Origin of the sequence: Piscirickettsia salmonis LF-89 = ATCC VR-1361 (assembly GCF_000297215.2) — a bacterium.
Lineage (GTDB): Bacteria > Pseudomonadota > Gammaproteobacteria > Piscirickettsiales > Piscirickettsiaceae > Piscirickettsia > Piscirickettsia salmonis.
Genome location: NZ_AMFF02000076.1, coordinates 1 through 12867 on the forward strand (window position 1 = coordinate 1; position 12867 = coordinate 12867).

Annotated in this window: 15 protein-coding genes; 8 read left to right on the forward strand and 7 right to left on the reverse strand. The window is 39.9% G+C overall.

Annotated elements, in window-relative coordinates:
* Positions 1-33 precede the first annotated feature (33 nt).
* Together C200_RS15425 and C200_RS16530 are read left to right on the forward strand one after the other, a co-directional pair.
* Positions 34-207 carry a hypothetical protein gene (locus C200_RS15425; protein ID WP_162034432.1) on the forward strand — a complete coding sequence of 58 codons (174 nt, stop codon included), beginning with the start codon at positions 34-36 and terminating at the stop codon, positions 205-207.
* Between the two features lie 63 nt (positions 208-270).
* Positions 271-399, forward strand: a complete 129-nt coding sequence (locus C200_RS16530) for a hypothetical protein (RefSeq protein ID WP_268988185.1) — start codon at positions 271-273, stop codon at positions 397-399.
* Positions 400-460: 61 nt separating this feature from the next.
* On the opposite strand, the gene C200_RS07970 is transcribed toward C200_RS16530, so the two are convergent.
* Positions 461-1015, reverse strand: coding sequence for a hypothetical protein (locus C200_RS07970; RefSeq protein WP_016210555.1), 555 nt, complete (start codon positions 1013-1015; stop codon positions 461-463).
* Positions 1016-1451: 436 nt separating this feature from the next.
* On the opposite strand from C200_RS07970, the gene C200_RS07975 reads away from it, so the two are divergent.
* Positions 1452-1634, forward strand: a complete 183-nt coding sequence (locus C200_RS07975; protein ID WP_016210551.1) for a hypothetical protein — start codon at positions 1452-1454, stop codon at positions 1632-1634.
* A 64-nt stretch (positions 1635-1698) separates the two neighbouring features.
* On the opposite strand, the gene C200_RS07980 is transcribed toward C200_RS07975, so the two are convergent.
* On the reverse strand, positions 1699-1926 hold the full coding sequence (locus C200_RS07980; RefSeq protein WP_016210541.1) for a hypothetical protein: 228 nt from the start codon (positions 1924-1926) through the stop codon (positions 1699-1701).
* A gap of 212 nt (positions 1927-2138) precedes the next feature.
* On the opposite strand from C200_RS07980, the gene C200_RS07985 reads away from it, so the two are divergent.
* Both C200_RS07985 and C200_RS07990 read left to right on the forward strand, forming a co-directional pair.
* Positions 2139-2903, forward strand: coding sequence for a DNA/RNA non-specific endonuclease (locus tag C200_RS07985; protein ID WP_016210546.1), 765 nt, complete (start codon positions 2139-2141; stop codon positions 2901-2903).
* Between the two features lie 226 nt (positions 2904-3129).
* Complete coding sequence (locus C200_RS07990; protein ID WP_026063577.1) at positions 3130-3423, forward strand: HU family DNA-binding protein; 294 nt, start codon at positions 3130-3132, stop codon at positions 3421-3423.
* 71 nt (positions 3424-3494) lie between these two features.
* Here the strand turns inward: C200_RS07990 and C200_RS07995 are convergent, their stop codons facing one another.
* From C200_RS07995 to C200_RS08010, 4 genes are all read right to left on the reverse strand, one after another.
* Entirely contained in the window at positions 3495-4112 is a 618-nt protein-coding gene (locus tag C200_RS07995) for an NUDIX domain-containing protein (RefSeq protein WP_016210554.1), read from the reverse strand.
* 136 nt (positions 4113-4248) lie between these two features.
* Positions 4249-5226, reverse strand: a complete 978-nt coding sequence (locus C200_RS08000) for a malate dehydrogenase (protein ID WP_016210545.1) — start codon at positions 5224-5226, stop codon at positions 4249-4251.
* A 96-nt stretch (positions 5227-5322) separates the two neighbouring features.
* A complete protein-coding gene (locus tag C200_RS08005; protein ID WP_032126547.1) occupies positions 5323-6765 on the reverse strand; it encodes a TolC family outer membrane protein in 1443 nt (480 codons plus the stop codon).
* 26 nt (positions 6766-6791) lie between these two features.
* A complete protein-coding gene (locus tag C200_RS08010; RefSeq protein ID WP_016210553.1) occupies positions 6792-7445 on the reverse strand; it encodes a protein-L-isoaspartate O-methyltransferase family protein in 654 nt (217 codons plus the stop codon).
* A gap of 124 nt (positions 7446-7569) precedes the next feature.
* On the opposite strand from C200_RS08010, the gene C200_RS08015 reads away from it, so the two are divergent.
* The 3 genes from C200_RS08015 to cydC all read left to right on the forward strand — a co-directional run bounded on the left by C200_RS08015 (position 7570) and on the right by cydC (position 12047).
* Positions 7570-8136, forward strand: a complete 567-nt coding sequence (locus tag C200_RS08015) for a YqiA/YcfP family alpha/beta fold hydrolase (RefSeq protein ID WP_016210552.1) — start codon at positions 7570-7572, stop codon at positions 8134-8136.
* A 354-nt stretch (positions 8137-8490) separates the two neighbouring features.
* On the forward strand, positions 8491-10269 hold the full coding sequence (cydD, locus tag C200_RS08020) for a thiol reductant ABC exporter subunit CydD (protein ID WP_051307331.1): 1779 nt from the start codon (positions 8491-8493) through the stop codon (positions 10267-10269).
* A complete protein-coding gene (gene cydC, locus C200_RS08025; RefSeq protein WP_032126546.1) occupies positions 10266-12047 on the forward strand; it encodes a thiol reductant ABC exporter subunit CydC in 1782 nt (593 codons plus the stop codon). The genes cydD and cydC overlap by 4 nt, the downstream gene beginning before the upstream one ends.
* Here the strand turns inward: cydC and C200_RS14540 are convergent.
* Positions 12039-12293, reverse strand: a complete 255-nt coding sequence (locus C200_RS14540; RefSeq protein WP_016210548.1) for a hypothetical protein — start codon at positions 12291-12293, stop codon at positions 12039-12041. The genes cydC and C200_RS14540 overlap by 9 nt on opposite strands.
* Positions 12294-12867 lie beyond the last annotated feature (574 nt).

The window sequence follows — 12867 nt, forward strand, 5'->3', positions numbered from 1 at the left end:
AGGTAGCGACGCTTACGTTGTCAAACAACTATCTTGACTATAACAAAAGTTATGAGTGATTTTTGTGTGGGTTATAAGGATTTTGAACATAAAGAAATTTGGCTGGAAGGCGTGAAAGATAAAATTCATCAGGGAGTAGACAAATTTTTTAATGCAGGAAATGAGAATTCTGATTTAACAGTAACGTCAAAAACTTTTTTTCAATAATTTGTGATTTTGGTCGTCCGAATTGGTTGTTTGTTTTGTAGGAGAGGTAACATCCTCATTTTTATGCCAAGCCTAAAGTGGAGTTTCTGTGGTTTTGTCTCTCATTTTTTTAAATTAATGGGTGAAAAGTTCGCTACTGAACTATGGGTTGCTTACAATCGTGAGGCCACTCGTTTTGCGGATGTATTATAACTATGAAAAGTTTCAATTAAAAATGTGTGGGATGGTTGATCAGAATATTGGGGTCATATCATTATGGCGCCCAACCTTTTTTTAGAGTTATTGAGTCTAAGTCTGTTGCTGGAATAACTAAGTCCCCTTCTTTTCCCATTACATGATCTTTAATCAATGTAGCTACCTCCCAAATGACTTCTGGGGCCTTTTTTTCAAGCAATGGGGTGATTACGATATCGGCTCCATTATAGTAATAACGGTGTTCATCATTCAGGACGTGTTCAATACTTTCAAACAACTTGATTAGCTCAGAGTAAAAGTGCTCATCAGTACTGCTGTGCTTATCTATAGGGTGACCATATTTCTTTAGAGTAGCGAAATCGTCTACCATCTTGGCGATAAATCTTTTCAAAAAGTAAATTTTCAGTCTTGGGTGTTCAATGTTTGGCTCAGGCCAAATCTGCTTGATAGTAGATAATATTGAGGTAAAGTCATTGTGTGGAATAGATAGTAGTAGTTTATCCAGATCAGACTTTTGTTTTAAAGTAATTTTACTTGCAACGCTTGCTAAGCGATTTAGTTTATCACACACGCGCTGAATTCTCTCTTGTTCTGGGATTTTAATATTAGGCACATTTCTCTCCTGTTTTAAAATATGTATTTTTACACTGAAGCTTTCACAATGATGCGCTAAAGCTTATTTGATGTTTAGAGTTAAGGTTTATCGACTGTATATATACTAGAAGCAATTGGCTTGAAGGTGAAAAATACAGCTGTGATTGTTATTTTTTTTAGTGTCATGTTCATATCCTTATGCTGTGAAAATATACTGTTGAGACTTTAATGTATCATTTTAAATTAATTATTTATATCTGTGCATATATTGGAATATTATGCTACGTACTAAAAATAGTGGCTGTGTCACTGCATTGATTTATAATTATTAAAAATTGTAACCAGAGGCAGGTGAATGATCTTGTTAAGGTTAGCATGTTATGAAAGATAGCAAGCTATACTTTAAAATATATGAACAGTAAAGTTTTCATGAATTTTCGTAAAGTGGCTAATTTATGTTTAAAGTGATTTTTTTATTGGTTTTGTTTGCTATGTTGATGCCAGTACATGCTATTTCTGTATCGCTTTCTGTTTATCTTGATGAAAGTATACCGACAAAAATTATATTATCGCAAGTAAAAGAGTATGATAAAGGGTTAGAAAAAAAATTTCAGCGTAAATACCACTTATATCTGTGATACTAAGACACCTAGGTTTGCGTTAATTAAAGCCTGACTAGTTAAGTTAGCCAGGCTTTATTTTTTAAGCGGGGATTTGGCAAAGATAATGATTTAAGTTTAGGCGTTTAAAGCCGCGACGATAACAGCTTTTAATATAGCGAATGATGTCTTTTTGAGCATAGACAAGGCCTATTTGCAGAGGAAATTGAAGCTGGTCCTGTTCATCGCGAAAAACAAGGAGCTCCTTTTTTGTGAAAACTCGAACCTTTGAGTGATAGTTGAAAATCCGCCCTTGGAATGATATACGCACAATCCTCTCCTCTTCTCATTAGTCGTCATTCATGATCTTATTAAGATACATGGTAATATACATGATATTTGATGATGGTGATGTTAATGAAGAGTAAATTGCATTGATTATTAGTTAATTTAGTTAAGTTGCTAATGAGTGTTATAAAATTGGCTAGTGCTGTGCTTTCATAATACTATTTAAGTGAAGTGCAATAGGCAGGGGAGGCCATTATGAAGATAAAACGGACGATGTTATTTCTATGTGCCATTGGAGTGACAGTTACCACTTATGCGAATGAGAAAGCGAGCTGTCAGCAATTTCTAAAGTATGGCAATCCTGGCGGGGTTGATCAATATCTTTGTCGAGAAGGCTATGTTGTTGGCTATAATTATGCGACCAAGCAGCCACGTTGGGTTGCTTATCGTTTGACTCGATCATCTGTTTCACACGCTTTTTTACAAAAAGAAGCTTTTTATGCTGATGATGATGTTCCTAGTTCTTTTCGCGTAATTCTCAAAGATTACTCAAAATCTGGTTATAGTTATGTGCAGTTTGCACCGCAAGCTTCGATGGATTTTAATAAACTATCGTTAAAACAGTCTTTTTTGCTGTCAAACACCAGTCCGCAGAATAAGCAGCTAAGCCGTTTAGCATGGCGAAAATTAGAAAAAGATGTGCGTAATTGGACGAATCGTTATGGTGAAGTGTATGTCTACACGGGGCCGACGATTGATGGTGACCACCTTAAAAAAATAGGCAATGGTATTTTTGTACCCACAGGGTTTTTTAAAATTATTTATGCGCCAAAACAGGAAAAAGCACTGGCTTTTTGGGTGCCTAATAAGAAAGTTGCACCGCGTAAGATAGGCTTATATTTAACAACGGTCAAAGTGATAGAGGAGAAGACAGGATTAAGGTTCTTGAGTAAATTAAATAGCTCAAGTCAAGATCATATTAATATTGCTTATAATAAACTGTGGCCATCTTATAATTAAATTTAGTTAGAGTATTATGCGATTATTTTTTAGGTGCTCATTGTTGTTAAGTGCATTATTGGCAGGTCTTTTATTCATTGGTATTGACCGTGTTTATCATCACTTTCAGGCTGAAAAACCAGAAAAAATACAAATTATAAAAGATTGAACTGATTATTACTTTTATTGCTTATTGCCTTTTGAGGGAAGAGTGGGTAATAATCTAGTTTTAAAAGGAGAGGATCATATGGGAAAAACTGAACTTGTTGAAGTAATTAGTAAAAAAGCAGATATCAGTAAAAAAGCAGCTGGCCGTCTTGTTGATATCATGCTTGAAAGTATTGAAGGTGGCTTAAAAGAAGGAGATAGTGTTGATTTAAAAGGATTTGGCAAGTTTGAAATGAAGCAACGTGCTGCACGTGTTGGTCGTAATCCGCGCACAGGTGAAGAAATTGAGATTCCAGCAGCGACAGTGCCTGTATTTAAGCCTTCAAAAGCCTTAAAAGCTGCTGTGAGCGTTGAAGCTGAAGAAATTATTTAATTCGTATTTCTAGTTATTTCCTGTGGCAAATCATTTGCTACAGGAAAATAATCAATTTTTGTGAAAATTAATTATAACCTATTGAGATAGACTTGTTGTTGTAGCCATTGGACTGCAATAATTGCAATGGAGTTACGAATAGCACCTTGCTGTAATAATTTAAAGCAATCATTAAAAGAAATAATGTGGCGCTTAATATCTTCTTGTTCACTATCTAAGCCATAAATTGCTTCTTTAGCTTGGCCTTTTAGTTTGGCGGTGGCTGCAAATAAATAAACGTGTTCACTGCTGCTGCCAGGGCTCGTATAGAACGATTGAACAAGGTGTAAGTTTTTGATGTTAGTCAGTCCAGCTTCTTCATGAATTTCTCGTCTGGCAACATCTTCATTGTTTTCTCCAGCTTCAATCAACCCTGCAATAATTTCAAGTAGCCAAGGTGTTTGAGCATCATTAATTGCACCGGCTCTAAACTGCTCGAGCAGTACTACTAATTTTTCATGCGGATCATAGACGATTGCAGCAACCGCATTACGACGCACCATGACCTCTCGTTCTACTGATTTTAGTGTGGTGCCATTAAAAATAGCGTGGTTGAGTTGGTATTTTTTTATCGGTAAAAAGCCGCTATAACATGTTTTCTCTGTTATGATCTGAACATGTTTATTATAAAAAGACATATCTTTAGTCATGGGTGTTTAGTTTTAAATAAAATAGATCGTAGTCATATTTTTAATAGGCAGGTTGCCAGGCTTAGGCTGGGTTTAACAATTAGCGAGTATGTATAATTATACTCACTAATTGAAAATTATTTTAACAGGGTTATAACTAGAATAAGTGCTCAACAGCCGCACGTTCTTCAAGGAGCTCTTGGGTGACAGCTTCAATGCGTTTTTTGCTAAAGTCACTCCACTTTAGGCCTTGAACGATTTCATAATCACCATTCTTGCAGCGGCAGGGAAAGCCATAAATCAGACCTTTCGGTGTGCCATAAGAGCCATCGGATACTACGCCCATGCTAACCCAGTCATCGCCTTCAGTGCCGGCAACCCAGTCATGGATATGGTCAATGGCAGCATTCGCCGCACTAGCTGCACTGGATAAACCACGTGCCTCAATGATGGCTGCACCACGCTTTTGTACGGTTGGGATAAAATCATTTTCGATCCAGTGTTGATCTACTTGGTCACCCAAGGGCTTGTTATCAACGGTGGCTTCAAAAATATCTGGGTATTGCATGGCGGAGTGGTTGCCCCAGATGGTCATTTTTTTAATCGCTGTGGTTGATACACCAACTTTTTCAGAAATTTGCGATAGGGCGCGGTTATGGTCTAAGCGCATCATTGCATGAATATTACGTGGGTTGAGATTCGGTGCATTTTTCTGGGTGATTAACGCATTGGTGTTCGCCGGGTTGCCAACGATGAGGACCTTGACATTGGGGTTGGCGTGATCATTGAGGGCTTGGCCTTGTGCTGAGAAGATGGCTGCATTGGCTTCGAGCAGGTCAGCACGCTCCATGCCTTTACTGCGTGGGCGAGCGCCAACGAGCAGTGCATAATTAGCATCTTTAAAGGCAACATTTGGGTCAGATGAAACGGTGATATCATGCAATGCTGGAAATGCACAATCACGTAGCTCCATCACGACACCTTCCACGGCTTTGAGTGCTTGTGGTAGCTCAAGTAACTGTAAGATGACCGGTTGGTCTTTACCTAACATTTCGCCTGAAGCAATACGGAACAGTAGTGCATAACCAATTTGGCCAGCAGCGCCTGTGACTGCAACACGAACAGGTGTTTTCATTATTCTCCCCTTAGTTTTCGAGTGTCATTGTCTTCTATATATTATGCTATCTCGGCACTATCTGTAGTAGTACACAGCATGATAATAAAAGAGAGTTTATGATTTTTTCACTTGTAACCAGCTGTTAATTTTTTTTAAGTCATCGATAGCTAGTGAACCGGTATCCGCTTTTAAGTTTAATGTATCAATAATATATTGATATTTTTGCTGGGCATAAGATGAACGGCTATCAAAGAGCTTTTTCTGTGCATCAAGGACATTAACAATCGTTTCTGTGCCTACTGCATAGCCGGCTTGAAATGACTTTAATGAGCTTTCACTAGAAATCACCGCTTGTTTATAGGCGTTTACTGTACCAATGCCAGCAATAACACTGAGAAAGTCTTGGCGTGTTTTTGTGGTGGTACTGCGTTCAGTGTTGACATAATTACTTGCTGTTGCTTTGGCGGTGTAACTGGCTTGCTTATAGGTTGCGTAGTCTGTGCCACCTTGAAAGAGATTCCAGGTCGCAGAGAGCTGGCCACTTTGAGCTAAGTTGCTTTGTGCACCTGCTGCACTGGCATTTGAAGCTGCGCGTGTATAAGTTGCTGTGCCGTCGAGAGTGGGAATAAAGGCGCCTGCCGCAATGCCAACAGCATCATTTCCTGCGTCTTGATCGTAACGTGCACTAGCGAGTGCTGGGTTGCCTTTAAGTGCGGCTGCAACCCAATTGTCGATATTATTGGGCATCGGCTTGGTCAGCGGAATATCATAGCGCATTGGTATGATATTCTTTTGAATAACACCGGTGATTTCAGCAAGGGCCTCTTGGTTGTTAGCAACGGTGTTTTCTGCCTGTACGCGGGTTGCAATGGCGGATTCATAGCTTGCACGTGTGGTTTGCACATCGGTAATGGCAACCAAGCCAACATTAAAGCGTTGTTGTGATTGCTTAAGGGTTTCTGCAAGCGCATCTTCATTTGCTTGGGCGGCTTTTAATTCATCTTCAGCTTGTAGGATATCCAGATAAGTTTGAGCAACTCGTAAAATCAAGCTTTGTTTTGCACTTTCATAATCTGCGGCAGCACCTGCGACTTGTGGGTAGCTTTGAGCGAGTGTTTTCCAGTTACTATAACTAAAAATAGATTGCGTTAAGGTGAGGCTAAAACCATGTGAGTTGTAACGCTCAGGTGCACTAGGACTTTGGCGGTTGCCTTGTGTATTCGCTGTACCAACAATTTGAGGTAGTAATCCTGCACGGGCAATGGGTGTGAGTTGCTGTTGTGCTTGATAAGTTGCAGCCGCTGCTTTGAGTGTTGGGTCTTTCTGCAGTGCTTGCTGATAGGCGGTGATTAAATCAACAGCAAGGCTCTGTGGTTGCTGGGCCTTACTCTTATCCTTATCTGGAGCTGAATGCTGGGCTGGCTTCTTATCTGATTTTTTATCTAAGTTTGAGGCTTGAGTGTCTGTTTTTGTTGTTACTGCTGCATCTGCTGCAAAAGCATTCATGGCGATTAGGGCGCTGATTAGGAGTGCGCCCGTGCAAATAGTTTTGCACATGCTGTTATTTTCCTTCTTTATCATCATTAAAAAACAAATGGGTCTGTCGCTTGCTCTTGAGCAAGTGCTTTAACATGCGTATCAAAAAGTGGTTTGCTAATAAATTGTTCTCTTGAGGCTCTCGTCATTAATGTTGCTACCATTGCCGCTGTTGTGCCGATTATTGCAAATAATCGACCGCCGATGCTCAGGCGATTTTTGAGCTTTTCTGGGACATTAGGAACTGAGCCGCTAAGAATAATCACATCATAGTTCTCTTCACTAGGCCAGTCTTGTTCAGCATAGCCTTGCTCAAAGCTGACATTACTGATCAGTAATTTTTTGAGATGGCTATCAGCGAGCTTGATCATTTGTACATCAATATCAACGCTTGTTACATATTTAGCCTGTTTAGCGATCAATGTCGTAAGGTAGCCTGTGCCAGTGCCAACTTCAAGGACATTATCAGTGTGTTTGATTTGTACGGCTTGTAAAATATGGCCTTCGATTTTAGGTGAAAGCATCATTTGCCCATTGGCAAGAGGGATGCTCACATCAGCATAGGCGAGATTGTGGTATTGACTGGGGACAAACTGCTCTCGAGCCACTGATTCTATAAGCTGAAGTACCGCGTCATCAAGGACGTCCCAAGTACGTAGCTGTTGTTTAATCATGTTGGTTCGCGCGCTTGCTAAATTCATTCTTTTTGCCTGTTTTTTAATATCTTTGTTCTTTAATATTACACGTTATTATACATCGTATTTTCAATAGGCAAAGGGCCAGGGGGTTTTTGTGCTATGATCACAGCGGCTTAAGGAGTTTGGTATGCGACGTATTTGTTATATTCATGGCTTTAATAGTGGACCAGAAAGTGTTAAAGCGCAATTAGTAAAAGATTACTTTCAAGGCAAAACAGAGGTGATGTTACCCCGATTAGCACTGGCGCCAGAACTGGCAATAGCACAGTTATTAGCGCTTTGTGGTGGTGATGGTAATGAGCTGGTATTGATTGGTAGCTCGTTAGGTGGTTTTTATGCGCTGTATTTAGCTGAATATTACCAATGCCCCGCGGTTTTAGTAAATCCACTGATTAACCCTAAAAAGTACCAACAGGGAATGGTGGGTACACATATTAATCCCTATAATAGCAAAAAAATAATAGTCACAGAAAAGGAAGTGATACAAAGCTTTGATTATATTTGCCCTGAAGTTAAAGAAAGTAAACGTTATTTAGTGTTATTAACAAAAGATGATGAAGTACTGGATTATCGTGATGCGCTTGCTTTATTTGCTAGTGAAAGTTGTTATGTCTCTGTTGCAGGAGGTCATGCATTTACTGATTTTGCAGATTGGCTACCTAAAATTGAGCAGCATCTTCAGTTGTGGGACTAAACACATAGCCTGGTATTGTTTTGTAGGTATGGTTTTTAAGGTCTAGGAAAAATAAAGTTTGTCAAAGGATGTGTTTAATTAAAGATATTCATATTCATGAAAGCCCCTAAATACCAACGGTTTTTTGAAGTTTGAAGCGACTTCAAATTAAAGGCATTTAATATTGGAGAAGGTAAGACGCTACTTTTCTAATCTAATCTAATCTAATTGCTGTTTTTCCCGCCTTGGTGGGCGGCTAAATAGGTCACTACCACAGGGTAAAATTAGCAAACTTGCGCCTTAGAACCATCGGGGTACAATGCTGATACTTGTTAAAAGGCATGTATTTTGATTTTTATAGAGATAAGGCCCCGTATGAGTCGACAAGCAATCAAGCCGTTAAAACCCTCTCGTTGGCTAATGCACTATGCCAAGCGATCGCGATTGGCCTTGTTGGTCACGGTTGGTTTTGCCTTGCTAGGTGCTTTTTTACTGATCTTACAAGCCTATTGTATTGCCCATGTTATTGCTGGCGCTTTTATATATCATTTAGATTTTAGTAAATTATTACCCTATCTTTGGGCGATTTTGGCTTTGACTGCCTCACGTGCAGTATTACTTTATGGTCAGCGTCGCGCCAGTTTTATGATAGGAGCCAAAATTAGAACCGTCTTACGTGAGCGACTGTTTCAACATGTGTTAGATTTAGGGCCTAGGCATGGCCTGCCTGCCGGTGCATTAGGCACCGCGTTGATAGAACAGGTTGAGGCATTACAGGACTTCTATCAAGATTATTTGCCACAGATGTATGTGGCTGTTCTTGTACCCTTGATGATCTTAATAGTCATCTTTCCCAAGAGTTGGTTAGCCGGGCTGATTTTTTTAATCACAGCGCCACTGATTCCGTTATTTATGGCTTTGGTGGGTATGGGAGCGAGCAGTACTCATCAGAAGCATTTGCAGACATTAGCGCGCATGAGTGCACAGTTTCTTGATATTTTGCAGGGTTTAAGCACATTAAAATTGTTTAATCAAAGTAAAGCGCAAGTAGAAAAAGTCAGAGTCGCTTCCGAAGAATATCGTTCACGGACTATGAGTGTATTAAAGATTGCATTTATGTCCTCGGGTGTGCTTGAGTTGTTTGCCTCAGGTGCGATTGCTCTGGTTGCTATTTATCTAGGGGTAAGCTTATTACAATATATTGGCATTCCTGCTCATGGTATGACCCTTGAAATTGCTGTGTTTATTTTATTATTAGCACCAGAGTTTTATGCGCCGCTACGCACTTTAGGTACGCATTATCATGCTCGCAGCAAGGCGATTGCTGCTGCTGAAGAATTAATGAAAGTTTTTGCCTTAAAGCCACAAGCGCTTAATGTTAAAGCTGGGCAAGCACTGGATATTCAGCTAAGTCAGGGCAATAAAAAATTTAATATTGAATTTAATAATGTTTCTTTTCAGTATGACCGTAATAGTGAAGAGACGCCATTGGTTTTAGATGCGGTTAATATGCAGTTTGCTGCATATACACATACGGCGATTGTTGGTGCGAGCGGTGCTGGCAAGACGACTCTATTACAGTTATTGCTTGGTTTTATTCAGCCGACAGCAGGCCATATATTGGTCAATGGTCAGAACCTATCATCCTTGAATACACAGGCTTGGCGTAAGCAGTTAAGTTGGGTTGGACAAAACCCGCGCTTATTTCATGGCAGTGTTTTGGATAATATTCGCTTAGCACGGCCGGATGCGACGGACCAGGAGGTTTTAGCTGCGGCACAGTCAGCATTTGTTGATGAATTTGTTCATGCTTTGCCTCAGGGTTTGCATACTCGACTAGGTGAGTTTGGAATGGGATTATCCGGTGGACAGATTCAGCGTATAGCCTTAGCACGTGCTTATTTAAAAGATAGCCCTATTTTATTATTGGATGAGCCGATGGCAAGTTTGGATAGTGAAAGTGAGCAACGCGTACTTGCTGCACTCACTGACCTTGCAAGGGGACGGACAGTCATTCACTTAACACACCGGCTAGCTCAAGTAAGAGAAGTAGATGCGATTTATGTTTTGGATCAAGGGCAGTGCTTAGAGCATGGCAGTTTTGCAGCATTAATGAAGCGAAAATCTCACTTTTATCGTATGGCAACAATATGAGTAAACAGATACGCAGAAAAATAAGTCAGTTGACACCGTTTCTTCAACCCGTTGTAGCTCATTGGCGTTCAATGAGCTTAGGCTTATTGCTCGGCTTGCTGACAGTCATTGCTGGGGTTGGATTATTAGCGCTGTCTGGTTGGTTGATTTCAGCGTCTGCAGGTGCTGGCCTGGCTATGGCAACGGCGTTGGCTTTTAATTATTATTTACCCGGTGGGGCGGTGCGTGCCTTTTCACTAATACGGATTTTAGGACGTTATGGTGAGCGTGTCGTGACTCATGAGGCAACGTTGCGGATTTTGACGACGCTTAGGGTGTGGTTTTATCAAAAAATAGAGCCACTGGCCCCAGCCGGCTTATTAAAGTCACGTAGTGGTGATTTGCTTTCACGCATAATCAGTGATATTGACACGCTCGATGAGGCGTATTTACGAGTTGTTGGGCCTTTTTTAATCGCTGTATTGCTTTCTATTATTTTATTATTTTTCTTACACTTTTTTAGTATAGAAATTGCTTGGTGCGTTTTTTTATTGATGGTCTTAAGTGGTTTTTGTGTGCCATTGTTAGCGCTGCGTTTAGGCTATGCGACAGGAGGTAGCCTAGTTACAGAGCTGGCGCAATTGCGCATTCATTGTATTGATAGTACCCAAGGATTGATGGAGTTATTAAGCTTTGGCCGTGAGCGCCGTGCTTTCGCTCAATTGCAAACTAGGCAAGGTAGATTATTGCGCTTGCAAGCACGAATGAATCAGATAGATGCACTTTCACAAGCTTTGATTTTGTTGTTTACAGGGTTGGCTTTATGGTTGGTCCTATATTTAGGTGTCCAGTTGGTGTTAGCTCAGCAATTAAACGGTGTGAATTTAGCGCTGATTGCCTTTGCTGTGCTTGCCGCATTTGAGGTGATTATACCTTTGCCTTTGGCATTTCAATACCTTGGGCGTACAGGTAAGGCGATTAGCCGATTGTTAAATTTAGCTGAACAACAACCTGCGGTTTTATTTACTCAAGATGGTATTAATACTAATAAATCACTAGATTCTTCTGGAAATTATTCTATAGAGTTTGATCAGGTTAATTTTGCTTATCCTGGGCGTGAGACTATTTTTAACAACTTTAATTTATGTATACATCAAGGTGAAAAAGTTGCAATTGTCGGTTCAACAGGTGCGGGCAAAACAACATTAATTCAGTTATTAACTCGAGTGTTTGATCCAGATTCTGGAATGATTAAAGTCGGTGACCATAATCTTAAAGACTTCAGTGAGCCGACTTTAAGACGCTTAATGGGGGCAGTTTCACAACGTAGTTATTTATTTAATATGAGTGTGCGTGATAATTTATTATTGGCAAAGTCTACCGCCTCTGATGAAGAGTTAAATCAAGCACTAAAAACAGTGCAGTTATTTGATGTTGTGCAGCAGCTGCCTGAAGGTTTAGATACCTGGGTAGGTGAGCATGGTTCGCGTTTTTCTGGTGGCCAAATTCGCCGAATTGCTGTTGCACGGGCGTTGTTAGCAGATCATCCAATTGTATTGCTGGATGAGCCAACCGAGGGTTTAGATCCGCTGACGGCTGATGAATTTATGAAAAGTTTAATGACGTTAATGGCAGGCCGTACTGTATTATTGATTACTCACCGTTTAACTGATGTGCAAGGTATGGATAAAATTGCCGTGATGGAAAATGGTCAGTTGATTGAGTGTGGCACTGAAGCTCAATTGCTACAGGCCAATAAGCGTTATGCTAGTTTATATGCGCAATATTATTTAGTTTAGTATAGTACTTGCTTCGATAGCGGCATCAAGTTCGTGATACGATAAATAATACCCAGCATGATTATTAAACAGCAATGTTGGCTCTTTAAATAGCAACATCGGCTCTTTGGGATTATCATTACTCTTGTGTGAGAAGAAGCTTTCATTTTTACTGTCTTGCATATTTAAGAAATATGTGCTGTTACTACGTTTGTAATCTTCTTGATGGCCATATAAAGCATAATGACGGATATCTCTTACGCGCACTTTTTCACCTTGTGGGCAGAGTTGTAGTTTAAGCAAATGATTCTCGGGTTGATTTAAGAATGCCGCTAGTTTGATTGTTGTCGTTGTCTGATTTGCTTGGTGAAAAAAGCCACTTTTTTGGCGAATTGCAGCGGCAAAACAGAGTTCTTGTAGGGTATCACATTTTGAAAATAGTAATTGTTTTGCAGCTGATGTATGGATCTGTTGGAGTGATTCTTTGGCTTTTAGAAAAAGAGTTTGCTTGTTTACTATTGTCTCTAAGTTTTGAATATATTGCTTACCATGAGTAGAATCGCTGCCATAGTCCGGATTGTGGCTCCAATTGGTATCTACATCAACGGTTTGAAAGCCTGCGTTTCGTGCTGATTTTATATGGCTTTTATTATTGTCGATTAATATTACATTTTCACGTGGTATCTGCTGGTTCTGTGATATAGCGCTGGATTAACAGTTTCTGACATAATATCAGTAGGTTGAAAAATACAATAAGGAAAAACGATGCCTTCTCCTTACAGTTATGACTTAAGAATTCGAGCACTAAAAATGATTGATGAAGGGATACCTATTAACACAA